Here is a 26,883-nt window from a genome sequence, read left to right as displayed (position 1 = left end):
CATCGCCCTTTTCAGGACAATGCCGCCGATATACTTATTATCTGTGTTTCTATCAATTAAAATCTCACACCGACTGTGCCCTGCACTGTAGTAGGTGCACCTGGCATGATCACGGTAGCTGACTGTGAGCCTTCGTAGTACTTCACGTTGGTCAGGTTCTTTACATTCAGGGCTGCGTGGAAACGCTTGCTGTTGTAGAACATGGTGGCGTCGTAGCGGGTATAGCCTGGAAGCATAAAGCTGTTGGCATCATCCACCGGACGATCTTCTACATAGGTAAAGCCACCGCCAATGCCCAGGCCTTTCAGCAGGCCATCCTGCAGTTCGTAAGTCGTCCAAAGGCTGCTGTTGTTATACCCTACCCCTCTGAAGCGACGGCCTACGGTATGGCGTGGATCGTCGTTGTTGAGAGCGTCTTTAGTCACACGGGCATCCGTGTAAGTATAAGTGGCGATCACGTTCAGGCCTGGCAGCACCTCCCCTGTGATATCGGTTTCTATACCTTTACTCTGCACCTCGCCCAGTTGTACGCTGGCGCCACTCTGTGTTGGATGTGGCACTACCACATTCTGGCGTGTGATATCGAAATAAGCAGCTGTCAGGTTCACGCGGTCGTTCAGCAGACCGATTTTTGTACCAGCTTCATACTGCACAGAGGTGATTGGCTTGAACGCCTCGCCTTCCAGTGTCTGCCCTATACCTGGCTGAAAGCCCTTCGAGTAGTTAGCATACACCGATACCGGACCGTATACCTCATACAGCACGCCCAGTCTTGGGTTGAAAGCCTTGTTTTTTTGCTTGGTCGTTTCGTCCTTCATGCGGTTCTCCTTCTCCTGTTCCCAGAAGTCGTAGCGGCCGCCCAGTAACACTTTAAGGCGCTGGTTTACTGTGATGAAGTCCTGCAGATAGAAGCCCAAAACATTCACGCGGTCCTGGTAATCCTGTGAATAAGTGAGCAACGAGTAATCCTTTGGTTTGGTATTGTATTGCGGGTTCAGGATATCCAGCACATCATAAGGAGCACGCTTTACCCAGATGTCAAACACGGAGCGGGAAATTTCTATACCTCCTACAGCTTTGTGCTCCACTAATGCGCCGGTATTGAAGTTGGCGTACAATTCATTTTGCGTAGCGATGTTGCGGTCATAGGTATCCTGGTCCTGATGCTGACGATTGATACGGAAAGAGCCGTCTTTCAGGACAGTAGTCTGCTCCACCACGTCACGTGTTTCGGTGGCATAGTTGTAATTGAACGCATGACGGAAGCTCAGTGCCTCAGAGAACTTGTGCTGCAGGTTGTACTGGGCCATGCGGTTCGTAAACTCACCGGTATTGCTTGGCTCAATCAGCACACGGCTTCTTGATACAGGCGCAATCTGACCGTTTACAGAGAAGATGCCGCGATCAGAAGGCTGATCATGGTTCAGGAATTCAGTTTCTACCGTCAGGGAAGTCTTGTCGGAGAAATCGTAGGTGATGGCCGGAGCGACGAAAATACGCTTGGTCTTCACGAAATCGCGGTAGCTATCAGCACGCTCGTACACAGCATTCAGTCTGTACTTAAACGTTTTGCTCTCATTAAATGCACCGCCCAGATCGATAGCAGGTCTTACGAGGCCAAAGTTGTTGGCCGTGATCTGGATATCCTGGAAGGTATGGGCTGTCGGTTTTTTGGTGGAGATGTTCACCATACCACCCGGATCGCTCACACCGTACAGCACTGAGGCGGGACCTTTCATCACTTCAATCTGCTGGATGTTGGCACTCTCGCGGTAGGTACGCACCGTGTTGCGGAAGCCGTTCTTGAACACACTCTGCATATCGGTACGGAAACCACGGATCTGGAAAATATCGGAGCGACCACCAAAGCCTGTCTCCATGCTCACACCGCTTACATTGCGCATGGCATCCTCCAGGCGAAGCACCTGCAACTGGTCCAGGGCGCGGCGCGATACCACCTGTACCGACTGCGGCACCGACTTGATAGGTGCTTCCATTTTAGTGGCTGTTGTGGCGGTGCGCTGCAGGTACTCGCCGCTGCGGTGTGCCGTCACCTGCACCTCTCCGAGTGAATGCGAAGAAGCAGCCAGGTCTACATTCACAAAGGAAGCCTTCCCTCCTGCCACTTCCAGCAACTGCTTTTGCAAGGTATAGCCTATACCTGAGGCCACCAGCGTGTAGTTGCCAGCGGGTATGTTTCTAATCAGGAATTTGCCTTCGTCATCTGTCGTGGAGCCATAAGAAGTGCCTTCCAGCCCAACGCTGATACCGGCTATACCTTCTCCTCTTTCTGATTGAATACGACCTTCAATACGGCCTGTGGTTTGAGCAAATGCCTGCTGCGCCAGAAGCACGAAGACAAACATGATAGTAAGTATGCGTTGCATGTATTTTTATTTAGATTAATTCTAACAAGCGCTGCAAAAGTAAGCACCGGATACATAAGAGAAAAGAGTTATTTAGATATTTTCTAAATAAGTGATGTAAATCATCTACCGCTTCCACTATACTTCAGTCTGTACATCCTTTTTACCCTTTTTTGAGTATTTAGAGAAGATTGCTGCCAATGACAGCATGACAGAAACTGAAAGACAAAACTGAGAAATATGGATACTTATAACCTGAAACCGGAGCATATGCGGGCTCCTGCTCATCTCACCCGTGAGGAGATACAGAAAAGTCTGGATGAGTTGGACAGCAAAATAAAAGTGCTGAAAGGCCGGGTAAATGCGACCGCCGCCGACTCAAATCATACCTATCATGAGCATATTGCGGCACTCGAAGCCAAGCGCGAACTGATTGCCAACAAACTGAGCGATCAGGAAGACAGTCAAAGTAAGTGGCAGGGCTTGAAAGATGGCCTTGACAACCTCAAAAAAGACATGGATAACCTGTTCAAATAAAGCAAAAAGCCCCGGCACTGTGACAGTGCCGGGGCTTTTGTTTTATAGGCTATACCTGGTTTAACCAGCTACAGGCTCACGGAAACCAACCCATGTAAAGCGCTTGATCACAAACTCAGGGTTTGTAAAAGACGCATTGCCAGCTGGATTGCCGCCTGTCACGTGGAAGTCAGAGAAAGCCGCGTTCTGATTCACATAGATGCCACCCGTCAGGTTGAAGCTCACCGGCGTACCCGCCAGGCTCATCTCATCCATGATCTTCTCTTTTGTCTCCTCGTCTGTGGTATAAGCACCGCAGGAGATCGCACCGTAGTTCATTGCCATCTCTTTTGCCAGTTCGATTGACTGGTCTGTATCCGTGGTTTTGATAACCAGCGCAATCGGGCCGAACAGTTCACGGCTGAAGCTTTCCTTCTCAGTTGCATCCACTTCGTAGATCACCGGCGTACAGGTACGGGCGTTTTCGAACATCGGGTTGCTGAAGTCGCGAGTGCTCAACACCTCTTTGCCTTTTACGCTGGCGGCCTCTTTTACACGCTCCGATGTGGCCGGATTTTGGATGGCCCCCAATATGTGTGGACCAGCTTTCGGGTTGTTTACCAGACCGGTTACGGCATCAGCCAGTTTCTTCACAACTTCATCATAAGGCATCATCTCCTCTCCTACTTTCACGCCAGAAGCTGGCACGAAGAAGTTCTGCGGAGCGGTACACATTTGTCCGGAGTAAAGGCTCAGCGAGAAAGCCAGGTTCTGCGCCACTTTGTCGATATCCTGCACTGAATCCAGTATGATCGAGTTCACACCTGTTTTCTCTGTAAAGGTCACCTTGCCCGGCAGGCTCTCTACATAGTTACCAAACTCTGTTCCACCGGTGTAGTCGATCAGTTTTACCTTCGGATTCTCAGCCAGTTCTTTTGTGATCAGATGATCGTCCGCATCTACACCAAGTTGGCAGATGTATGGGCTCAGTCCGTTTTCTACCAGCACCTTCTGCACCTCTGCCACTACAATTGCGATTGGCAATACGGCTTTCGGGTGTGGCTTCACGATCACAGGGTTACCTGTTACCAAGCTGGCATACATGCCCGGCACTGTATTCCAGGTCGGGAAAGTCGAGCAGCCGATCACCAGGCCTATACCTTTCGGTACGGCACGCCAGCTCTTGTTCAGCTTGAGGTTATACTTGCCCATCGGCTTCTCCCATTCCATGTGCTCCGGAAAGCGGGTTTGCTCTTCGTAGCCAGCTGCTATGGCCTCCAGCGCACGGTCAGCTGCATGCGGTCCAGATGCCTGAAACGACATCATATAAGCCTGCCCGGTAGTGTGCATCGTAGCGTAGGCAATTTCGAAAAACCGCTCCTTCATGCGCTCCAATGACTCTACTAGAATCGCAGCACGATCAACTGGCTTTACCTTGCGCCACTGATGGAAAGCCTCGCCGGCACGCGACACCAGCGTTTCTGCACTGAAATAAGGGTACTTTATGCCTAGTGGCTGCTGCTCATAAGGTGATTCTTCCTGACCTGCCCAATTTTCAGCATTATCATGCACCAATTCTGTAAATTTGTTGTTAAGGTGCTGCTTGTAGCTCTCACGGCCTTCTTTATCAGCGGTTTCGCCATAAATATCAGGCATCGGGTTTTCAGGATATTGCGCAAAAAAACGTCGCTCATGCAGGGCTTTCACGGCGTTTTCTATGATGGGAAGATTTTTATTTTTCAAATCCGAGGTCATAGTATTTATTTTATATAATTAAACACATATATTAGAATCAATTGTTGGAAAGTTACGTATTTTTTTAATACGCACGGGAAGCATCTTTAAATTTCGCCGTGTACTATGCGCTTTTGCTCTATACCTCTGCCTGCTCAGCGAAGGTTGTATTCACCTAATAGTTTAATATGATTTAATGTTTACCCAAGGGCCAGTGGTTTACCGCTGCATACTTTCTTTCCTGTTTATAGTCCTGAGTTCTTCCCTGCTTGCTGCGCAGCATTTGCCTGCTCCAAAAGGTATAGGAAACGCGACTAAACCCCATACCGTTGTCTACAAGCTGAAGCCTCAGTCAGGTAATCAGCTCCGCATGGCTACCGGTAATCCTATGCAAAAAGCCTTGCAAAAGGTAGGAGCTAAATCGGTTGAACAGAAGTTCCCGGGTAAAGCCCCTTCTCCTTTTGCCCGCAAAGCCCACGTGGATCTCTCGCTCATCTACGAACTGTCATACGACCCTTCGCACAATCTCGAAGCCGTGCAGCAGGCCCTGCTGGCAACCGGTATGGTGGAGTATGTGGAACCGCTCTACGAACGGGTACCACTCTACCAACCCAATGACCCGGCCTCCGACTCGACAAAAACAACGCAAGCTTACCTCAAACTGATACAGGCTTATGGTGCCTGGGCTGTGCAGAAAGGCGATACCAACATTGTGATCGGTATAATGGATACAGGCTTCAGGCTGACCCACGAGGATATTCGCAGCAAAATCAAGTACAACTACGACGACCCGGTAGACGGGATCGACAATGACGGGGATGGTCTGATCGATAATTACATTGGATGGGACTTCGCCGAGCGAGACAATAACCCCAATGACGATAGTCCGCACCGTGGGCACGGGGTGGCAGTGGCCGGTGCTGCTATTGGCCATGCTGATAACGGCGTAGGTATAGCGGGCGTCGGGTTCAACACCAAGTTTATGCCGCTTAAGGTATTTCCATCGACGGCCTATGGTAGCTTTGGTGGATACGAGGCTATCGTGTATGCCGCTGACAAGGGTTGCAGTATCATTAACCTGTCGTGGGGTGGTGAGGGTTCTTCCCAGTTTGAGCAGGATATCATCAATTATGCTGTATTTGACCGTGATGTAGTTATTGTAGCTGCTTGTGGCAACACCAATGCACAAGTCAATATTTACCCAGCTGCCTATGAAAATGTGCTTTCTGTTGGGGGAATTACGAATGATGTAAAAACTAATGGGCATACCTGGAATTACAGGGTCGATGTAACCGCTCCAAGCACCGGCATTTTCACTACCACAACCTCACGCGATAATTCTTATGGCACCTGGGGAGCGGGAACATCCCATGCTTCTCCGCAAGTGGCAGGCGCAGCAGCCCTAGTGCGTTCCCAGATGCCACACCTGAATGCGTTGCAGGTAATAGAAAGGATACGGGCCACATCCGATAACATTTACCACCTCGCCGGCAATGCTCCCTACAACGAACTACTCGGCAGGGGACGTCTGAATGTGAAGCGTGCTGTGCGTGACCTCCAAGCCAAATCGGTGCGCTGTACTTCTTTCAGTATCGTTGACAACAAGGTGGCGCAAATTGGCGACACGATGTTAGTCCATCTGAGCCTCACTAATTACCTCGACCCTATTATTGACCTTAAACTTAGACTTACTTCAACCTCACCTTTTATCAAAGTACTCGAGGAAGACCTGAGTATTGGTGCCATGGCTACTTTGGCTTCACGTAATAATCACAACAAGCCTTTCCGTTTCGTAGTGCTCCCGGATGCCCCCCATAATGCCATGGCTACTTTCAGACTTGGTTTTACAGATGGAGAATACAAGGATTTCCAGTATTTTCAGTTGCCTGTCAACCCGGATTATATCACCCTTACGGCTAACAACCTGCATATCACCCTGAACAGCAAAGGCAACCTGGGGTACAACGGGTACAATTTCAGACAAGGCATCGGCATTACTTATAAGGGAAGCACTTCCATGCTATTCGAGGGCGGACTACTGGTAGCCACTGCCCCTGACCGTGTATCTGACAATGTCCGCAATGCCAGCTGGCAAACAGACAACGACTTTGTATCTGTGAACTCCGCGCGGCTCCGCCACAACACAGACGATGCAGACCAGGAGATCACCGGGATGATGCGGGACAAATTTCCGACGCCAACACAGGCGGGTGTGCAGGTCAGTTATAAAGGAATGGCTTGGAGCGATACTGCGAACGCTGACTACATCATACTAGAGTATCGCATCCGCAATATTACACCGGATACGATCAAAACCCTGCATGCCGGTTTGTTTGCTGATTGGAATATAACCGACGCCTACATGAACGTGGCAGACTGGGACGAAACACTCAAAATGGGCTATGTTTATAACATGGGCCAGGCTTCGCCTTATGCAGGTATAAGTCTGCTATCGGTGACACCGCCTTCTTACTACGCGATCGACAACCTGTCTGGGGGCTCATCTACTTTTGCGATAGCCGACGGCTTTAGTACGCAGGAAAAATACAGAACACTGTCGGGAGGAGTGGCACGGAAGAAAGCATGGGGCAGTGGTTATGGCAACGACGTGGCACATGTTGTAGGCACCACGGCCAAGGGGTTAGCGCCAGGCGAGAGCCAGTTGGTTTCGTTTGCCATTGTCGCTGGCGATGATTTGGAACAGCTTCAGGAAAATGCAAAAGCGGCTCTTGTAAAATACCAGGTCATGAAAGCGGGGCCGGCTCCGCTGGCTATCAGTGATACAGTTTGCATTGGCTCTTCAATTAGTCTTTCGCCGGAGGGAGGCAAGCAGTTTAAATTTTATGCTGACGAAACCAAAACAAAGCTTCTGGGCGCTGGCAATAATTTCGAGCTGGCTGCCCTCGACACGAGCACGGTGCTATATGTTTGCAACGCCGACTCATTGTTTGACAGTCCGCTGGTACCTTTCCGGATCGTGGTAGCCAACTCTCCTGTAGCCGGTTTCAGCATTGCACAGCAACCGGAAACTTTGGAGCCCGGCACGAGCATTGACTTCCGTAATGAAAGCGAACATGGCAATAGCTGGCGATGGGACTTTGGCAACGGTGACACTTCTACTGAACAGCACCCTACATATAGCTATGACTTGCCTGGCTCTTATGATGTGGCCCTGATTGTAGCGAATGCCTATAACTGTGCTGAGGACACCGTCACAAGGCGGATAGAGATTAAGCAAAGCGAAACAGTAATACCGCCACTAGAAGCTCCTCAACAGTTTGTAGTGTATCCTAACCCGGCCGTGTACGAACTGTATGTCGCAATGCCTACGGCTGATGCTGCTCTGACTTTGTTTATGACAGATGCCATGGGCCGTCGAGTTAGTCCTAAGTTACGCAGCCGCCTGCCGCACGAGGCTATCTATGACCTCAGCGGCTTGGCTGAAGGTCTCTATATTGTTCAGCTTACGTATGAGCAAAACACGGTCACGAAACGTTTGCTGATCATGAGACCTTAAGTATAGGCGTTCCATTCTCATGGCTAAGCCCAGGTTAATTTTTGCCAGCCTGCACGGCTCCTGATAGCAAGTCGCATAGAAATAAATATACATTCTTACAAAAACAAAACGCCCCGCTCTTTCGAGCGGGGCGTTTTCATTATCGGCAGCTAAATGTTTATTACGCGTTAGTTGACTGTTTCTGCTGCAAACGAATCAGGTTAAGCGCTGAACCAGCCTTGAACCACTCAATCTGACCTTCGTTGTAGGTATGGTTTACCATGAAGGCATCCTGAGAACCGTCTTTGTGCGTCAATACCACTTTCAGCGGCTGACCTGGTGTGAAGTTTTCCAGACCCAAGATATCGATAGTATCGTTTTCCTCGATCAGGTCATAGTCAGCCTTGTTGGCGAAAGTAAGACCCAGCATACCCTGCTTTTTCAGGTTAGTCTCGTGGATACGCGCGAATGACTTCACGATAACGGCACGAACTCCCAGGAAGCGTGGCTCCATGGCCGCGTGCTCACGTGATGAACCTTCACCGTAGTTCTCGTCACCAATTACAACGGTACCGATACCGGCAGCTTTGTAAGTACGTGCAGTGGCAGGTACGGTGTCATAACCACGGGTCATGTCGTTGTATACCTTGTTGGCTTCACCGTTGAACGCGTTGATCGCACCGATCAGCATGTTGTTGGAAATGTTATCCAAGTGACCACGGTACTTCAACCAAGGGCCAGCCATGGAGATGTGGTCAGTTGTACACTTGCCCTGTGCTTTGATGAGCAGCTTCAGACCTTTCAGGTCAGTGCCTTCCCATGGCTTAAAGCCTTCCAGCAATTGCAGACGATCAGACTTCGGATCAACCACTACCTCTACGCTGCTTCCGTCTTCAGCAGGAGCTACATAGCCCGCGTCTTCCACGGCGAAGCCCTGAGGTGGCAATTCAATACCTCTTGGTTCGTCCAGCATTACTTCCTCACCATCAGCGTTGATCAGCTTGTCAACCAATGGGTTGAAGGTCAGGTCACCGGCGATAGCGAAAGCAGTTACGATTTCAGGCGATGCCACGAACGCGTGTGTGTTCGGGTTGCCATCGTTACGCTTGGCGAAGTTACGGTTGAAAGAAGTGATGATAGAGTTCTTGCGTGTAGGATCGTCTGTGTGACGAGCCCACTGGCCGATGCACGGACCGCAGGCATTTGCCAATACCACACCACCCATCTGAGCGAATGTATCCAACAGACCATCGCGGGCTGTGGTAAAGCGTACCAGTTCAGAACCTGGTGTGATGGTAAACTCAGCCTGGGCTACCAGTTTTTTAGTAACAGCCTGCTCAGCAATAGAAGCTGAACGGGTAAGGTCCTCGTAAGAAGAGTTGGTGCACGATCCGATCAGACCTACTTCCAGTTTAGCTGGCCAGTTGTGCTCTTTTACAACAGCAGCGAACTGAGAAATTGGCCAAGCTGCGTCCGGAGTAAATGGTCCGTTTACGTGTGGCTCCAGTGTAGAAAGGTCGATCTCGATCAGTTGATCGTAGAAAGAAGCCGGGTCAGCGTATACCTCGTCGTCAGCACGCAGTTGGTCAGCTACCTCATCGGCCATCTGTACCACTTCTTCGCGGTTTGTAGCACGCAGGTAGGCACGCATGCTATCGTCGTAGGCAAATACCGAAGTAGTCGCGCCGATCTCAGCACCCATGTTACAGATTGTACCTTTACCAGTACAAGACATAGACTCAGCACCTTCGCCGAAGTACTCCACGATCGCACCGGTTCCGCCTTTTACAGTCAGGATACCAGCCACTTTCAGGATCACATCTTTTGGTGAAGTCCAGCCGTTCATTTTGCCGGTCAGTTTCACACCGATCACTTTCGGGAACTTCAGCTCCCAGGCCATACCGGCCATTACGTCTACGGCATCAGCACCACCAACACCAATCGCTACCATACCCAGACCACCAGCGTTTGGTGTGTGGGAGTCAGTACCGATCATCATACCACCTGGGAAGGCGTAGTTCTCGAGCACTACCTGGTGGATGATACCTGCACCTGGCTTCCAGAAACCGATACCGTATTTATTCGAAACAGAGGCCAGGAAATCGTATACCTCTTTGTTTTCGCTGTAAGCGTCCTGCAAGTCCTGGTCAGCACCAACACGTGCCTGGATCAGGTGATCGCAATGCACGGTAGAAGGCACAGCCACCTGCGGCTTACCCGCCTGCATGAACTGAAGCAAGGCCATTTGCGCCGTTGCGTCCTGCATAGCCACCCTGTCCGGAGCGAAGTCTACGTAAGACTTTCCACGCTCAAAAGACTGTGTCGCGTTACCGTCGTAGAGGTGCGCGTACAAGATTTTCTCTGTCAGGGTAAGCGGTCTGCCTACTGCGTTACGGGCAGCATTCACGCGCTCGGCCATCCCGGCATACACTGCCTTGATCATTCCTAAATCAAATGCCATAGTTTTGCTATTGTTATTATTTTTAATGCTTCGTTGTGAAGTTTACAAATGTACGAAATATGCGTGTTTTAGCACAACATTAGCAGATAGGAATATAACATTTCCATACCTGATGTTGCTATTTGGGCTAAGTTTCGCTTTTCACGAATTCATCTAGTAATTTCGTGGCATGAAACTTACTTGTTTTAATACCCCAATGAAGCTGATTTTGTTGTTGGCACTGTCCTTCACACAGCTTTTAACATCCTGTGGTTCTTCTACATCTAACGATAACACCATACAACCTGGTCCGTGGCGCGTTGTGCTGCAGGCTCAAGGCCAGGAGATTCCGTTTATCATGGAAGCAGAAGAGCAGAACGGCAAGACCGTGCTATACCTGGTGAATGCTGACGAACGCATTTTGGTGGACGAAATAACCGAAGAAGGCGACTCGCTTAAAATCAGGCTGCACATATTTGACGCCGACCTGATTGCGAAAGTAGACGGCGACAAGATGGCCGGCCGCTTTACCCGAAACGACTTGAGCAAGCGCTATTCCGTGCCTTTTACAGCCGAGCATGGCAAGACCAACCGCTTTAAGGAGAATCCTGCTCCGGCTACCTTTGACTATTCCGGTAAGTGGGAAGTAACCTTCACAAAGGCAGATGGCAAAACCTACCCGGCGATCGGGGTTTTTGAGCAGCAGGACAATCGCGTAACCGGCACCTTCCTGACCAACACCGGTGACTACCGCTACCTGGAAGGACAAGTGGAAGGCGATCAGCTGAAGCTCTCAACTTTTGACGGTAACCACGACTATTTGTTCACGGCGCAACCAACAGCTGAGGAAACGCTGAAGGGCGATTACTTTGCAGGCCTGTATGACTACGAAACCTGGACAGCTAAACGCAACGAAAACGCACAATTGGCCAATGCCTCTGAGCTAACTTACCTGAAGCCTGGCTACGAGTCGCTGGAATTTACATTCCCTGATTTGGAAGGCAAACAGGTATCGCTGTCGGATGAGAAATACAAAGGCAAAGTAGTACTAGTGCAGTTGCTCGGTTCCTGGTGTCCGAACTGTATGGACGAAACGCAATTCCTGGCGCCTTATTACAGTAAGAAAAAGGACCGCGGACTTGAGATTATCGGTTTAGGTTTTGAGCGCACCAAAGGCTACGAACAAGCCGTGCCACGTCTGAATAAAATGAAGGATCGCTTCGACATTGAGTATGACCTGCTCTATGCCGGTCCGGCCGACAAAGAAGCTGCCGCGCAGGCGCTCCCGGCCCTCAACCACGTGCTCTCCTTCCCTACTACGATCTTCATCGATCGCCAGGGCAAAGTGCGCAAGATTCACACGGGCTTCTCTGGTCCTGGTACCGGCAAGTATTACGAGGAGTGGGTAGCAGACTTTAACAAGACGATGGACGAGCTGCTAGCGGAGGAGATTTAATTGTTGATTGTTAATTGCTGATTGTTAGATGATCGGCAGGTATAGCAAAGGCCGCTACTGAGGAAGTAGCGGCCTTTGTGTTTTTGTATCTCCGCCTAGCGCTTTCATCACTTTATGGATCTTCCATACAGTAACTTCGGGCTACCATTCATCTTGGAGATCTACGCTTAGGCTTGTTTCCGAAGCCGCACAATCCTAAAAGTTCCCCCAAAAGCTGCTGGCTCATTCAATTCCACCTGCAGCGAGGTATGGCGCACGATCTTGCCAATGCTGCGGTTCACATCAGAGAAGAGCGTGCTGGCGACTTGGTTGAAGAGGCGGCGCAGCAGCGAAGGCTTCTGTCCATCAGGCAGAAACTTATCGAAGACCATGACTGATCCGCCTGGCTTCAGCACCCGCTCTACTTCCATAATGCAAGCGATAGGGTCAGGTATAACAGCGATGATCAGGTGCAGGATCACCGCATCGAAACTGTTATCTGCATAGGCAAGCTGCTGGCCGTTCATCACATGGGCCTCGACAGGTATACCTAATTTGTCAGCACGAACTTTCAATTTTGTGATCATGCCGGGGGTGATGTCGTTAGCGGTGATGCGTGTATAGCCTTGCAGGTATGGGAGGTCCAGTCCGGTGCCGGCACCGATGATCAAAATGGCATCGTCGGGTTCAGCTTGCAGCAGCTCGATGGAACGCTGGCGGTGCTTGCGGAAAACACGGTCAGCGATCAGGTCGTATACCGGCAGGTACAGGGTATAGCGCAGTCGGTTCCAGGTGTTCGTGTTGAGACTCATTTTTCATAGGTTATTTTGTACGGCTCAAAATTACCTGATGTGTATACCTGTAGACTTACAGTTTTAGAAAAGAAGTTTATAAATATTTCTGCTTCTAACCTCACAGTGTCTTCAAGACCTGTGAGTGTCTTATTTGCTACAAAGCAAGGTATAGGAGGCATTATAAATTCGTACAGATCTAGGGGTAAGGATCCTCATCTTAATCATCAGAATCCTTGGGACAGGAGCCCTAAGTATAGATTCAAGCAAGTATAGGCTGCGTAGGCAACAAGACCCTCACAGGTCTTGGAGACACTGTGGGGTCACAGCAATCTAACCATCAACAATTATTTCTCCCGCTCGATGGTATAGGCGATGAGCTGCTCCAGGGAGGTGCGGGATGGGGAGGCCGGGAAGGTATGGAGAATAGCGAGTGCCTCGGCATGGTACTGGTTCATGGCCTCGATGGTATACTGTATACCGCCGGAGGTTTTCACGTAGTCGATCACCTGCTGCACACGCTTGTTGTCGCCGTTGTTGTTTTTCACGTTGTAGATCACGCGGCGGCGGGTCATCCAATCGGCTTCGCGCAGGGCGTGGATCAGCGGTAAGGTCATCTTCTTTTCCTTGATGTCTATACCTACCGGCTTGCCGATTTCAGCAGTGCCGTAGTCGAACAGGTCGTCTTTGATCTGGAAGGCGATGCCTACTTTCTCGCCGAAGAGTCGGGCTTTTTCTATATCTTCTTTAGAGGCTCCGGCAGAGGCAGCTCCCACTGCACAGCAGGAAGCAATCAGGGAGGCAGTCTTCTGTCGGATGATATCGAAGTACACAGACTCGTCAATGTCCAGGCGGCGTGCTTTTTCGATCTGTAACAGCTCCCCTTCGCTCATTTCCTTCACAGCATTCGACACGATCTTGAGCAGTTCGTAATCATCGTTTTGAAGCGAGAGCAGCAGGCCTTTGGATAACAGGTAGTCGCCTACCAGCACGGCAATCTTATTTTTCCAGAGGGCGTTTACAGAAAAGAAACCGCGGCGGTAGTTGGCCTCGTCCACCACGTCGTCGTGCACGAGGGTGGCGGTGTGCAGCAGCTCTATTAAGGCCGCACCACGGTAGGTGGCATCCCCGATGGCGTCGCCGCGGAAGAGCTTGGCCATGAAAAACACAAACATCGGCCGCATCTGCTTGCCTTTGCGCTTTACGATGTAGCTCATGATCTTATCGAGAAGCAGCACCTTAGACTTCATCGAAGTCCTGAACTTTTTCTCGAACAGCTCCATTTCCTGCGCAATCGGCGCTTGTATTTCCTTTAGGCTAATGCTCATGCGATATTCCGCAATATTACTAGGTGTGGGGGTCGTTTCCAAACAAGTATAGCAAATCGGCGTTTAAATAATCTTAGATAAGCCAGGCGGTATACGTAACCAACAGCACAGCCTCGTGCTGGTTTGCCGCATGCCGAAAATAACTATATTGCCTTCTGATAACACAGCAGACCGTTATGGCAGATACACTCAAAGTAGACTTCGTGGTATACCCGGAGCACGAGCGTCCATTCACCGCTGACGCCACCTATACCCAGGACGGAAACAAAAAGCCGGTCGTGCTTTATACCCATGGTTTCAAAGGCTTTAAAGATTGGGGACATTTCAACCTACTGGCAAACTATTTTGCCGAGCACGGTTTTGTGTTCATCAAATTCAACTTCTCTCACAACGGCACCAGCATCGACAATGATTCCGATCTGCACGACATGGAGGCTTTTGGACGCAACAACTTCAGCATTGAGCTGGAGGACCTCAAGTCGCTTATCGACATGGTGCACGACGAGGAAGGCCCGCTGGCACAGAACGAATTAGATCTCGACCGGATTTACCTGATAGGCCACAGCCGTGGTGGCGGGTCTGTTATACTCAAAGCCGCTGAAGACACCCGTGTGCGTGGTGTGGCTACCTGGGCCGCCGTGAATAATTTTGACCAGCGCTGGGACGAATTGGAGCAGGAACAGTGGAAAAAGGAAGGGGTGCAGTGGGTTACCAATTTCCGCACAGGTCAGCAAATGCCCTTGTACTACCAGATCGTGGAGGATTACCTGGCCAATGTCGAGCGTCTGGAGATTCCGAAAGTGATCCAGAAAATGCAGCAGCCCTTGCTCATCTTGCATGGCGAAGAAGACGAGACATTGCCCGTACAGATGGCCCACGACCTCCATACCTGGAAACCCGATGCGGAGCTGCACCTGCTACCCGGCGCCGATCACTCTTTCGGGGGCCAACACCCTTACCAGCAGGAAGAATTACCACTTGCAGCCAAAGCCGCTGCCGACCTGAGTATCGCCTTTTTTAACAAACATGCCTAATTTATACCTGCTCCTGGGAGGTAACCTCGGTGACCGCACGCTATACCTGTCCCAAGCCCGCGAAAGCATTGCCGCACAGGTCGGCCCGATCCTGCAAGGGTCCTCTCTATACGAAACAGCTGCCTGGGGCAAGACAGATCAACCCGCTTTCCTGAACCAAGTATTGGAGGTACAGACTACTCTCAGTCCGGAGCAAGTGCTCCAAACGATCAATCAGATAGAGCAGGACTTGGGCCGCATCAGGCACGAGCACTGGGGAGCACGCGTCATAGACATCGACATTTTGTTCTATGACGAACTTGTACTACAATCGCAGCGCCTAACCATCCCCCACCCGCAGCTACACCTGCGCCGGTTTACGCTCCTGCCGCTGAGTGAGATAGCACCGCATCTGCAGCACCCTGTGCTCCACATGCAGGTAACACAGCTTCTACAAAATTGCCCAGACGAACTTCCGGTTCATTTGTATATTTCAAGTCAATAGCTTGTCAGTTACTGAGAAATTTCACTAAAAATGCCTTACATTAGCGCAAGATGCAGCTAGCAAAGTGAAATTTTACTTATATTGTGAGATAACTATACTTGCGATTATGCATGATTTGATGCGCTTGTGGTTCGCTTCTCCAGAATAGCTTATGAACGACCTCCTCACCATCATCACAAACGAAAAAAGAAGCCTTATGCGAGGCTTCCTGGTTGTGTTTATCTTGGTGCTTCCCTTTACTTTTATTCCTGTTCTGTTCACGCAGCGCTTCACTGCAGAAACTTTTAGCCAGCAATTGCCAGAAAAGGCCTTGGTTGCAGCACTAATCGCCGGGGCTATTATTATCCTGCTGCTACTCAACAATTACGAAAAGCTGCTGCAGAAGAAGCGGCTGTATGACCTCCCTGCCTTTTCATCGCTTCATTTTAACGGAGCTGTTGAAAAATACAACGCGATTGTAAAAGAAATTTCAACCTACCTGTTCGGCAAAGTAGGCAATTACTTTTTCAGGGTGAACATCACCAACCCAAGGCAGCATAATATTCAGGTTGAGCTTTCACCCCTCATCTATGTCGGTCAAGACCATGAGTTACTGGACCGCCTCATGCAAGAGCTACAGCTAAAGGAAAATCTATACCTGTCACGCGTGATCAACCTGCCCGAAGAGGAACTGCAACACAGCGACATCATCAGAAACGAACTCTTGAAACTGTCGGACGAACTAAGCAGACTTGGCGTAACACCGATGGCCGTAGATGAAAATGGGCAGTAAGCCATACCTAAGCGTCATCATTAAGCCAACTACTCCCCATAAAAAAAGACCATTGCAGCAGCCGCCACAATGGTCTTTTTATGTTCTCCTTTAAGGTTTTATTCCACTGAACTCACCTCGGCCGTACGTTCGATCTTTTTAACCAATCCCTGTAGTACCTTGCCAGGGCCGCACTCTACGAAATGAGTGGCGCCATCAGCTACCATTTGCTGTACTGATTGCGTCCAGCGTACCGGGGCTGTCAGCTGGCTGATCAGGTTCTGCTTGATCTCCTCCGGATCAGTGTGCGGCTGAGCGTCCACGTTCTGATAGATCGGGCAGATACCCTGGCTGAAGGTCGTTTCTTTAATGGCTTTGGCTAGCTCCTCTTCGGCCGGTTTCATCAGCGGGGAGTGGAAAGCACCGCCCACAGGCAGTGGCAAGGCACGCTTGGCACCGGCTTCCTTCATCTTCTCGCAGGCGATTTCTATACCTTTGTTAGAACCAGAGATCACCAACTGCCCCGGGCAGTTGTAGTTAGCGGCCACTACCACTTCACCTTCTATTGAGGCACACACCTCTTCTACTTTCGCATCGTCCAGACCAAGTATAGCCGCCATGGTAGACGGATTGGCCTCGCAGGCTGCCTGCATCGCCATTGCTCTTTTATATACCAGTCTCAGGCCATCCTCAAAGCTCAGCACCTTGCTGGCTACCAAAGCCGAAAACTCACCCAGTGAGTGACCAGCGACCATATCCGGATTAAATTCCTGTGCTACAGCCGCCTGCGCCACAGAATGCAGGAAGATAGCCGGTTGCGTCACTCTGGTTTGCTTCAGCTCCTCTTCGCTGCCGCTAAACATGATCTCTGTAATGTTGAATCCCAGTATTTCGTTTGCTCTATCAAACAACTGACGGGCAGTCTCATGCTGCTCATACAGGTCCTTGCCCATGCCCACAAACTGCGAACCCTGTCCCGGGAAAACGTATGCCTTTTTCATGCTGCTATTTTTGTATTGTTGATTGCTGGTTGTTGATGATTAAAATTGTTGAATTGTTAAATGGCTGCTTGTAGTCTTTGACAGCCACACCCTGTCATCAGGCAAAAGCCCAACAACAATTTGGCCATCAACAATTTAACAATTTAATAAGCTACAAACCGGGCCCTCTCTTCGGGGCTGGGCAACATACAGGCTTCGTTACGCCCTGCTATGCGGTAGCGGTGCTTCGCGATGAAGCGATACACAAAATTGCGGAAAGATAAGGGAATAAACCTGAAATAGTAAAGCACCGACCACGGAAAATTGAGATGACGGGCGATGCGAAGAGCGGCCTCAGACTCAGTATAGAGCTGGCCGTTTTCAAAGAAAAGAATAGAATCGGGTAGCGGATCAGGTATAAGCTGCTGTGGTACCAGCTGCTCCACCAATCCGGATTGCAAAGCGGCAAAATGCAGGTTCTGACGCGTGTTATACTTTAAAGCGATCTGTATGCTGGCCTGGCAAAAGCCGCAGGTGCCATCGTAAAATACGATGGGCAAACCCTGCAGCCGATCCAGTTCATCTTTTGTCATTAGCGTACTATTTCTACCCAGCCTTTGTACTTACTGCGGCTGCGGTTCGGGTCAATGGATATAAACTCAACCTCGGCCTCGTAATAGTAAACCCCATCTGTGAGGCGCTTACCATCGTTATCGGTGCCTGGCCAGTTGATATACGCATCTGAGTTGCTTTCGTATACCTTCACACCCCATCGGTTGAATACCTTGAAGGTAGTGGAGCGAATAAACGCAGCCCTCGGGTCGGGTCTGAACACATCGTTCTTGCCATCAGCATTAGGCGTAATAATGTTCGGCAACTCGAAGAAGAAACAGTTGTCTTTGCACTCTTCGTTGCTTGGCTCGCTCTCCTCTCCTGCCAGGCTAGTGGCCGTCACATAATAGCAAGCTGCAAAAGACTCCAGCCCGGTATGGGTAAAGGTGGTCTCTTTCGTCGTGGCGATGGCGCGATACTCCGTTTCGCCTGGTCCTCTAAAGTATACCGTATAGAAGTCGATCTCGTCCGTACATCCATTTTCGATCTGTGGTACCCAATTCAGCACATTCTGGTAAGGTGGCCGTGTCGGATTAGCAAAGAAAGCCTCGCAGTTGAGCACATCCAAGGTCAGTTCAGGCGGACAGATCACCAGCGGTATCTCCACGCACACTTCCTGACTCAGGTTTTGCAGCGGCTCTGGCAGACCGTCTATCTGGTAAGTGCCCTGGGTGCGTACCACGTAGCAGTAAGTCTGGCCTCGCTCCAGTGGGGCGGCGGCCGTGCCATTGTCTGTAAAGGTGCCGCTGCTAGCTGATGCTGTTACGCTGCCTACCTGCACCAATTCATCCCCCACTACCCGGAAGATCTGGTGCTCCAGCACTTCATTTCGCCACGGCACATTATAGGTCCAGTTGAGTGTCACACCCAGTTCGTCGCCTGTACTCTGTGCTTCGGCAGCCAGTCGCACACTGGAGGCGGATGTCGAATCGCGCAGCATATCTGCTGAAGCACCACCTGGCGTAGTGGTGCTGTAGAACTCGAGTTTATATCGGTAAGCGTTTTCCTCGGTATTCAACCCACTGTTCACATACACTGTGTCACTCAGTCTGCGAGAAGTAAATACCCGCTGATAGGCTCCGCCTGGCTCCTGCCCTGCCTTACGGTATAGGCGGTACTCAAATGGTGGATTCAGACGTTCGATTCCCGGCCCCGGCTGCGTCCAGCGAACGGTGATCTGTCCGTTAGTCACATCGGTGCGGTCTACTGTTACATTAGTGATGTAAGGTATGTCACGCTCTATCACAACACAGGCCTCCAGTGAAGCGATACTTTGTCCGCCGGCCGGTCTTGGAAACTCAGCATAAATCACATAGCAGTACTCTGCGCCTGCTGCCAGTCCTTGCCCGTTATTATCGTCCAAAAACTCCGTCGCATCTTTGCCTACCTCGCCTATCAGCACATAGCCCGTACTGGCAGGCACGCCAGTTTCACACGGGCCTGGTGTCCAGCCAGAAGGTCCTTCGCGCCTGTAGATCCGGATGGTGGCGGCATTCTGGCAGATATAGCTGTCCCAGGTCAGCCGCACGGTACGGTCCTGTCCGGTTGCCAGCAGGTTTTGAGGCGGCGGACCAATGACCCTGATGCGATAGGGCTGCAGGTCAGCCAGCTGCCTCGATGGCGGCGGCGGGTTATCCTCCGCTCTGAAAATGACTTGGTATGGATTGGCGCGGACATCGTTGCAGGATGTATTCCATACCAGCTGTCCTGCTGCGCGGCCTGGCTGGTTAACGGTCACGTTGAAGGTGGCAGGTGGCAGAACACCACCAGTACCTGGCGCAGTGAGCGTGATCAGGTGACCGTCAGGGTCAGTAGCCGTGATGGTAGTGCGCAGCGTTTCGCCAGCCACAATACAGGTGTCGCGTGGCACCAGCACCGGCGGACGGTTACGGGCATCTACCACCAGGATCTGCATGTCGCGTACCACGGTACTGATCAGCACAGGCGCGGCGCCTGTGACACGCCACTCCTCTACTACAAATGCTACGTTATACTCTCCCAGTCGGCAGGGCGCATCCCATGTTAATTGTCCGGTAATGGGATCGAGGGTAAAAGTAGAAGGTCCGGTGTTTGAGGAGTTGCGGCAGTTATCCACGGTATGCGGATCGCGGTAGCCGGGCACGTTAGTGATCGTTCCGGTTCCCTGGTTGCGGTGCTGCGGTTGTATCAGTCTGTATGCCAAGCTGTCTCCATCGTCATCAATAGCTCCTGGGTTGTGTACCCAACGCTCACCAGCTGTCGCCTCGTCAATAGGTGCCACGGTGAGCACCGGTGTGCTGTTCAGGCCACGTAGCGGGTTGATTGAAACAGTGGTCGTAATGGAAAAGGTGAGCTGATCGGTTGGAGCAGCCATGTTCAGGATGCCCCCGTTGCGGTTTTCCCCTACCCATGTCACAGGATAGGTACCGTTAGCCGCATAAATATACTCCCACACAAATACTTCACGGTCAACATCCGGCTTTACTGGTGTTACAGACTGCCGATCCACCCTTACCGTATTACCATCTCCCATTGAAATAAACACAAAAGGGTCGTCGGCTGGAGAGGCGGTTTTGGTGTACATCACCATAGTGAAGAAGAACTTCCGGGGATTTGGGTTGGGACCAGTGTCCCTGCGGGCAGTAATATCTCCCGCCCTGATATGTGTTGCCTGCGCCTCGTATGCATACCCCAACAACAACATCAATACCAACAGCACAATGCGGCCAGGCAAGCAACAGCTCAAGCGTAAACTATTTGGCATAAGCGTAGAGTTAGGTTTGGCGCTGAACAAAGGTAAAATGAAAACTGAATTTTTACCTTTTTATTATCAACAATCACAAGAAAAGTGGGTTTATAATATATGGTTTTCAGTCCTACGCATTGCAATTTAGATTGATTCAAAATATGCTATTTAATTGTTTTATACGGGCTCCGCTTGTACCTTTGGGCATTAAAAAGCATTCATTACTTAACCTTCTAACAAATACAGATGAATTGGTTTACTAAAACGTTTTCCAGTACAATCGGCCGCAAGATCATCATGTCTATCACAGGTCTTTTCCTGTGTTCTTTCCTGGTAGTGCACCTGATAGGTAACTTAACGCTATTCAAAGGTGATGACGGCGTGACATTTAACCTGTACTCTCACTTCATGGCGAATAACCCGATCATCCGCACCATGGAGATTGTATTGGTTCTGGGATTTGTGTTTCACATCTACGATGCGCTTGTACTGACGCGTCGTAACAAAGCAGCCCGCCCTGTTGGATACGCAGAGAATCATCCACAGGAGAACAGCACGTGGTCTTCCCGTAACATGGGCCTTTTAGGTACTGTGATTCTGGTGTTCCTGATCATTCACCTCTGGAATTTCTTCGTTCCGGCTCGTTTTGGTGCCGCTGGGGGCCTGGAGGGTGTTGTGATTGAGAATGTAGACTATGACAACCTTTACCTGAAGGTAGTGCAGTCTTTCCAGATCTGGTGGTATGTGCTGATCTACGTAATTTCCATGATCGCTTTGGCTTATCACTTGATCCACGGCTTCCAGAGCGCCTTCCAGTCACTGGGCCTGACGCACAAAAAATACACCCCGTTCATTAAGACATTCGGTGTTGTATTCTCTATAGCGGTTTGCTTTGGCTTTGCCATCATTCCGATTTATTTCTTTTTCGCTGCATAACATAAACTTTCATTAGTTGCTATGATATTAGATTCAAAAATCCCGGAAGGCGCCTTAGCTGAAAAGTGGGATAAGCATAAATTCAATGTGAAGCTGGTAAACCCAGCCAACAAACGTAAATACGACATCATTGTAGTGGGTACTGGTCTTGCCGGTGCTTCTGCAGCTGCCACACTCGGCGAACTAGGCTACAACGTGAAAGCGTTTTGCTTCCAGGATTCCCCTCGCCGTGCGCACTCTATCGCTGCGCAGGGTGGTATCAACGCCGCTAAAAACTACCAGAACGACGGTGACTCTATCTTCCGTCTGTTCTACGACACTATCAAAGGTGGTGACTACCGCGCCCGTGAGGCAAACGTATACCGCCTTGCTCAGGTGTCAGTGAACATCATTGACCAGTGCGTGGCGCAGGGTGTTCCTTTCGCCCGTGAGTACGGCGGTCTGCTGGCTAACCGTTCATTCGGTGGTGCGCAGGTATCCCGTACCTTCTATGCCCGCGGCCAGACTGGACAGCAGCTGCTACTGGGTGCCTACTCTGCCCTGAACCGTCAGATCGCTTACGGTAAGGTAAAGATGTACCCACGCACGGAGATGCTGGACCTCGTAATGGTGGACGGCAAAGCCCGTGGTATTGTGGTGCGTAACCTGATCACAGGTAAAATTGAGTCGCACAGTGCACATGCCGTGGTGCTGGCAACAGGTGGTTACGGCAACGTATTCTTCCTTTCTACTAACGCCATGGGTTCTAACGCTACGGCGGCCTGGAGAGCGCACAAGAAAGGGGCTTTGTTCGCTAACCCTTGCTTCACACAGATTCACCCAACCTGTATCCCTGTTTCCGGTGAGTACCAGTCGAAACTGACGCTGATGTCAGAGTCCCTGCGTAACGACGGTCGTGTATGGGTACCTAAGACTGTGGAGATCGCTCAGCGCCTGCGCAAGGGTGAAATCACAGTGAACGATATCAAAGAAGAAGACCGCGATTACTATCTGGAGCGTAAGTATCCTGCCTTCGGTAACCTGGTACCACGTGACGTAGCATCGCGTAACGCAAAACTGATGTGCGACGAAGGACGTGGCGTGGGTGCCTCTGGCCTGGCCGTATACCTTGACTTTGCTGATGCAATCCGACGCGAGGGGCAACCAGCGATCGCTGCCAAGTATGGCAACCTGTTTGACATGTACGCCAAGATTACGGATGAAAACCCGTATGAAAAACCGATGCGCATTTACCCTGCCGTGCACTATACCATGGGTGGTCTGTGGGTTGACTACAACCTGATGACAAACATCCCTGGCTTATACGCTACCGGAGAGTGTAACTTCTCTGACCACGGTGCAAACCGCCTTGGTGCTTCAGCCCTGATGCAGGGTCTTGCCGACGGTTACTTTGTGATTCCTTACACGATCGGTGACTACCTGGCACAAACGCCTTATGATAAAGTAAGCGTAGACCACCCTGCCTTTAAAGAAGCAGAGCAAAATGTAAAAGCCACTACTGATCGCCTATTAGCTATCAAAGGTAACCGCACAGTAGATGACTTCCATAAAGCGCTTGGTTTGTTGATGTGGGATTACTGCGGCATGGCTCGTAATGCTGAAGGACTACAGTTCGCGAAGCAGGAAATCCGCAAGTTGCGTGACGAGTTCTGGCAGAACGTGAAAGTGACTGGCGTGAACGAAGAGCTGAACCAGACGCTGGAAAAAGCGCACCGCGTAGCCGACTTCCTGGAACTGGGTGAGCTGATGGTAGATGACGCACTGAACAGAAACGAGTCGTGCGGTGGTCACTTCCGTGAGGAATACCAGACACCAGAAAACGAAGCCCTGCGTGACGACGAGAACTATGCTTACGTAGCCGCCTGGGAGTTTACAGGTGTAGGCAACGAACCAGTCCTGCACAAGGAAGAGCTGAAGTTCGAGAACGTGAAGCTGACGCAGCGTAGCTATAAATAATGGATAATTAATAATTAAGAATGAGTAATAGATCTGGGAAACAGACGATTGAAGTTCTTAATTCGTAATTCTTAATTCGTAATTAATAAAGAAATGGCTGGAAGTAATCCAAATGCTAAACCAATGGACCTCACATTGAAGATTTGGCGCCAAAAAGATAGAAATACTGCAGGTCAGCTGGTAACTTATCCGCTTAAGAACATATCTCCGGATATGTCTTTCCTGGAAATGCTGGACGTGCTAAACGAAGAACTTCTGGTAAGAGGTGAAGAGCCTGTTGCCTTTGACCATGACTGCCGCGAAGGTATATGCGGTATGTGCAGCTTGTTCATCAACGGCCGTGCACACGGTCCGGAGCGCGGTACTACTACGTGCCAGTTGCACATGCGTCACTTTAACCACGGCGATACCATCACGATCGAGCCTTGGAGAGCAGCAGCTTTCCCAGTACACAAAGACCTGATCGTTGACCGTTCTGCCTTCGACCGCATTCAGCAGGCTGGTGGTTATGTATCCGTAAACACAGGTGGTGTACCTGACGCAAACGAGATTCCTATACCTAAGACTATCGCTGACAAAGCGTTTGACGCAGCAACCTGCATCGGTTGTGGCGCTTGTGTGGCGGCATGTAAGAACGCCTCTGCCATGCTGTTTGTAAGCGCGAAGGTATCACAGTTGGCTATGTTGCCACAGGGTAAGGTAGAAGCCAAAACCCGCGCGGAAAATATGGTTGCACAGATGGATGTGGAAGGCTTTGGTGCTTGCTCTAACACAGGTGCTTGTGCGGCTGAGTGTCCGGTAGGCATATCGCTTGACAACATTGCGATGTTGAACCGTGAGTATCTTGGCGCTAAAGCAAGCTCTGAGAACGTATAGTTAACCTGATTCTAATAAGCTTAAAAGGCGAGACAGGAAACTGTTCTCGCCTTTTGCTTTTATATTCGCACAAATATTCTGACATCTATACTTTTCTGTAAACCGTAAAGACTAGCGTCTGTTTACAGGAAAACACCTACACGATACTATGATCACCATTATAACGGGCACAAACAGACCATCCTCCAACTCCAGAGCTGTAGCCAATCTGTACTCAAAACTGCTGGACGAACGCCAAATAGCTAACCAAATACTAGACTTAGCTGACCTTCCGGCTGACTTTACAACATCAGCTCTTTACGATAACATTGGCACAAACCAAGCCTTTAACGACCTGAGCGCTCTTATTGGTGATTCAGAAAAGTTTGTATTCATCGTGCCGGAGTACAACGGTTCATTCCCAGGCGTCCTCAAGGCTTTTATTGATGGTCTTTCCTACCCTAACACTTTTCGCAACAAAAAGGCAGCTTTGGTTGGCCTCTCATCCGGAGTACAAGGCAGTGGCCTGGCCATGAGCCACCTGACAGATATTTTCAATTACCTGGGCATGCACGTATTGGCGCTAAAACCGCGCTTGGCTCAAATTGAGAAGAACTTCGATGGAGCTGCTATCACAAACGAGCTATACCTGGAACTACTAAAACAGCAGATTGATCAATTCATCCATTTCTAATAGCCAAGCTATACTGTAAGTGTAGGTATAGGTATAAAAAAAGAGCCCGCTTTGACAGCGGGCTCTTCACATTATTAGAAAACAGGATTAAAAATTAGTCTACATTATCATGTAGAAAGCGGTTATCACCTAGTATCTCGTTGTCATCGTTCAGGTTGAAACGGGATATGTTGCGTTCAGAAGAGTGTGCAACTGAATCCAGGGCAACATTGCGGCGCAGGTAAGCCGGTACGTCCAGCTTCTCTTTCATCGCTTCGCTCGTGGTCATGTCGGCGCTGAGCATTTTCAGGCGCTCACGGCGCTCAATTGCTTTTTGCTTCATCAGCTCACGCTCAGCTTCAAGGCGCTTTGCTTCACGTGTGGCATAGTCTTCTTGTTGCTGCGCACCAAAGCCGTTGCTGAACTCCTGCGTAGCAGAACCCTCTAGGTTAAAAACACGGCGCTGCGGTTGCTGCTGTACAGGCTGCTGTGGCTGTGGGGCCTGCGGCTGCTGGTACTGCTGTTGCTGAGGCGCTTGTGGCTGAACTGGCTGTTGCGGCTGCTCCACCACCGGGCGACGAATTTCGAACTGCTGCTGCACTGGTTGCTGTGGTTGTGGTGTCACAACAGGCGCTACCACTGGCTCAGGCACAAAGTTCACCATTTTAGGTTGCTCTGGCTTGGCTGGCTCTGCTACTTCAATTTTTTTTTGGCTATCCAGGTCAAACACCGTTTTCTTTGGCTCAATGATAACCTCTGCATCACTGGCAAAACCAGTAGCGATTACGGTTACACGAATACTCTGACCAAGTGAAGAATCGATACCGTGACCAAAAATTACTTCAGCTTCCTGCCCGGCTTTATCCTGGATATATTCTGTGATTTCAGTCAATTCGTCCATTTCAAGCTCAGCCTGCTCACCAGACATAATTGAAAGGAGGATTCTCTGAGCACCGTGGATGTCGGTGTTATTCAGCAAAGGAGAAGAAAGCGCCTCTTCAGCAGCACGCAGGGCACGGCCCTCACCTTCTGTAGTTGCAGAACCCATCACTGCAGCTCCAGAGTCTTTCATTACAGTCTTCACGTCTTCAAAGTCAACGTTCACTTCGGCTGTAACGGTGATAATCTCAGCAATAGATTTAGCGGCTGTTGTCAACACGTTGTCAGCTTTGGAGAAAGCCTCACGAATGGTCAGGTTACCGAACATCTCGCGCAGCTTATCATTGAGGATAACAAGGATTGTGTCGCAATTTTCACTTAGTTCTTTGATACCGTTCTCAGCGGCAGTCTTTTTCTTCTTTCCTTCGAAAACGAAAGGAGCTGTAACAATACCCACTGTTAGGATACCGAGTTCTTTAGCCACCTTTGCGATAACCGGAGCTGCACCAGTACCTGTACCACCACCCATACCAGCCGTGATAAACACCATCTTGGTATCGTTGCTTAGTAACTCGCGTATCTCTTCCTTGCTCTCCAGCGCTGCATGCTTTCCTTTCTCAGGGTTGGCACCGGCGCCAAGACCTTCAGTCAGGTTCAAGCCTATTTGTAGTTTATTTGGAACACTGCTGCTTTTCAGCGCTTGCATATCTGTATTACAGATCACGAATTCCACATCTTTGATACCTTGGCTATACATGTGGTTAACCGCGTTGCTGCCACCGCCCCCGACGCCAATCACCTTGATGATGGACTTACCGCTTGCCGGCAGGTCAAAACTGTACATTGATGTCATACTAAAATCTCCTGCTATTATGGGTTTCTAATAATTATG

At 50.2% G+C, this 26,883-nt stretch carries 19 protein-coding genes; 10 read left to right on the top strand and 9 right to left on the bottom strand.

The window, feature by feature from the left end; translation table 11 throughout:
• Window positions 1-56 precede the first annotated feature (56 nt).
• Window positions 57-2,387 carry a TonB-dependent receptor gene (locus Q1A54_RS13665; protein ID WP_299989150.1) on the bottom strand — a complete coding sequence of 777 codons (2,331 nt, stop codon included), beginning with the start codon at window positions 2,385-2,387 and terminating at the stop codon, window positions 57-59.
• A gap of 219 nt (window positions 2,388-2,606) precedes the next feature.
• Here Q1A54_RS13665 and Q1A54_RS13660 point away from each other — a divergent pair, with 219 nt between their 5' ends.
• Window positions 2,607-2,903, top strand: a complete 297-nt coding sequence (locus tag Q1A54_RS13660) for a hypothetical protein (protein WP_196116046.1) — start codon at window positions 2,607-2,609, stop codon at window positions 2,901-2,903.
• Window positions 2,904-2,963: 60 nt separating this feature from the next.
• Here the strand turns inward: Q1A54_RS13660 and paaN are convergent, their stop codons facing one another.
• A complete protein-coding gene (gene paaN, locus Q1A54_RS13655) occupies window positions 2,964-4,637 on the bottom strand; it encodes a phenylacetic acid degradation protein PaaN (RefSeq protein WP_299989146.1) in 1,674 nt (557 codons plus the stop codon).
• 175 nt (window positions 4,638-4,812) lie between these two features.
• Here paaN and Q1A54_RS13650 point away from each other — a divergent pair, with 175 nt between their 5' ends.
• Window positions 4,813-8,133: a S8 family serine peptidase gene (locus tag Q1A54_RS13650; protein WP_299989143.1), complete on the top strand. Its 3,321-nt coding sequence runs from the start codon at window positions 4,813-4,815 to the stop codon at window positions 8,131-8,133.
• Between the two features lie 160 nt (window positions 8,134-8,293).
• Here the strand turns inward: Q1A54_RS13650 and Q1A54_RS13645 are convergent, their stop codons facing one another.
• Complete coding sequence (locus Q1A54_RS13645) at window positions 8,294-10,573, bottom strand: aconitate hydratase (RefSeq protein ID WP_299989140.1); 2,280 nt, start codon at window positions 10,571-10,573, stop codon at window positions 8,294-8,296.
• A gap of 196 nt (window positions 10,574-10,769) precedes the next feature.
• Here Q1A54_RS13645 and Q1A54_RS13640 point away from each other — a divergent pair, with 196 nt between their 5' ends.
• Window positions 10,770-12,008, top strand: coding sequence for a peroxiredoxin (locus tag Q1A54_RS13640; protein WP_299989137.1), 1,239 nt, complete (start codon window positions 10,770-10,772; stop codon window positions 12,006-12,008).
• 167 nt (window positions 12,009-12,175) lie between these two features.
• On the opposite strand, the gene Q1A54_RS13635 is transcribed toward Q1A54_RS13640, so the two are convergent.
• Both Q1A54_RS13635 and Q1A54_RS13630 read right to left on the bottom strand, forming a co-directional pair.
• On the bottom strand, window positions 12,176-12,799 hold the full coding sequence (locus tag Q1A54_RS13635; protein WP_299989134.1) for a methyltransferase domain-containing protein: 624 nt from the start codon (window positions 12,797-12,799) through the stop codon (window positions 12,176-12,178).
• 326 nt (window positions 12,800-13,125) lie between these two features.
• Window positions 13,126-14,106, bottom strand: a complete 981-nt coding sequence (locus Q1A54_RS13630; protein ID WP_196116055.1) for a polyprenyl synthetase family protein — start codon at window positions 14,104-14,106, stop codon at window positions 13,126-13,128.
• A gap of 176 nt (window positions 14,107-14,282) precedes the next feature.
• Here Q1A54_RS13630 and Q1A54_RS13625 point away from each other — a divergent pair, with 176 nt between their 5' ends.
• From Q1A54_RS13625 to Q1A54_RS13615, 3 genes are all read left to right on the top strand, one after another.
• Window positions 14,283-15,140: an alpha/beta fold hydrolase gene (locus Q1A54_RS13625; RefSeq protein ID WP_196116058.1), complete on the top strand. Its 858-nt coding sequence runs from the start codon at window positions 14,283-14,285 to the stop codon at window positions 15,138-15,140.
• Window positions 15,133-15,624 (top strand): 2-amino-4-hydroxy-6-hydroxymethyldihydropteridine diphosphokinase, encoded by a 492-nt coding sequence (gene folK, locus Q1A54_RS13620; protein ID WP_299989128.1) that lies wholly within the window; start codon window positions 15,133-15,135, stop codon window positions 15,622-15,624. The genes Q1A54_RS13625 and folK overlap by 8 nt, the downstream gene beginning before the upstream one ends.
• Window positions 15,625-15,775: 151 nt before the next feature.
• The gene (locus Q1A54_RS13615) at window positions 15,776-16,396 is read left to right on the top strand and encodes a hypothetical protein (RefSeq protein ID WP_299989126.1); all 621 of its coding nucleotides are present in this window, start codon (window positions 15,776-15,778) and stop codon (window positions 16,394-16,396) included.
• A 98-nt stretch (window positions 16,397-16,494) separates the two neighbouring features.
• Here the strand turns inward: Q1A54_RS13615 and fabD are convergent, their stop codons facing one another.
• The 3 genes from fabD to Q1A54_RS13600 form a co-directional block, all read right to left on the bottom strand.
• Complete coding sequence (gene fabD, locus Q1A54_RS13610) at window positions 16,495-17,376, bottom strand: ACP S-malonyltransferase (RefSeq protein WP_299989123.1); 882 nt, start codon at window positions 17,374-17,376, stop codon at window positions 16,495-16,497.
• A gap of 143 nt (window positions 17,377-17,519) precedes the next feature.
• Window positions 17,520-17,948, bottom strand: coding sequence for a DCC1-like thiol-disulfide oxidoreductase family protein (locus Q1A54_RS13605; RefSeq protein WP_299989120.1), 429 nt, complete (start codon window positions 17,946-17,948; stop codon window positions 17,520-17,522).
• Window positions 17,948-20,710: a gliding motility-associated C-terminal domain-containing protein gene (locus Q1A54_RS13600; protein ID WP_230392051.1), complete on the bottom strand. Its 2,763-nt coding sequence runs from the start codon at window positions 20,708-20,710 to the stop codon at window positions 17,948-17,950. Before Q1A54_RS13600 ends, Q1A54_RS13605 begins: the two co-directional genes overlap by 1 nt.
• 228 nt (window positions 20,711-20,938) lie before the next feature.
• Here Q1A54_RS13600 and Q1A54_RS13595 point away from each other — a divergent pair, with 228 nt between their 5' ends.
• From Q1A54_RS13595 to Q1A54_RS13580, 4 genes are all read left to right on the top strand, one after another.
• Entirely contained in the window at window positions 20,939-21,628 is a 690-nt protein-coding gene (locus Q1A54_RS13595) for a succinate dehydrogenase cytochrome b subunit (RefSeq protein WP_007652458.1), read from the top strand.
• Window positions 21,629-21,649: 21 nt separating this feature from the next.
• Window positions 21,650-23,584, top strand: coding sequence for a fumarate reductase/succinate dehydrogenase flavoprotein subunit (locus Q1A54_RS13590; RefSeq protein WP_299989115.1), 1,935 nt, complete (start codon window positions 21,650-21,652; stop codon window positions 23,582-23,584).
• Between the two features lie 123 nt (window positions 23,585-23,707).
• Window positions 23,708-24,460 (top strand): succinate dehydrogenase/fumarate reductase iron-sulfur subunit, encoded by a 753-nt coding sequence (locus Q1A54_RS13585; protein ID WP_196116072.1) that lies wholly within the window; start codon window positions 23,708-23,710, stop codon window positions 24,458-24,460.
• Window positions 24,461-24,608: 148 nt separating this feature from the next.
• Window positions 24,609-25,133, top strand: coding sequence for an NAD(P)H-dependent oxidoreductase (locus Q1A54_RS13580; RefSeq protein ID WP_196116074.1), 525 nt, complete (start codon window positions 24,609-24,611; stop codon window positions 25,131-25,133).
• Between the two features lie 94 nt (window positions 25,134-25,227).
• Here the strand turns inward: Q1A54_RS13580 and ftsZ are convergent, their stop codons facing one another.
• Window positions 25,228-26,844 (bottom strand): cell division protein FtsZ, encoded by a 1,617-nt coding sequence (ftsZ, locus tag Q1A54_RS13575; protein WP_196116076.1) that lies wholly within the window; start codon window positions 26,842-26,844, stop codon window positions 25,228-25,230.
• Between the last annotated feature and the right edge of the window lie 39 nt (window positions 26,845-26,883).

This window comes from uncultured Pontibacter sp. (assembly GCF_947502515.1).
GTDB lineage: Bacteria > Bacteroidota > Bacteroidia > Cytophagales > Hymenobacteraceae > Pontibacter.
Note: the sequence above shows the minus strand (reverse complement) of the source record. Positions and strands in the feature narration are given on the sequence as shown.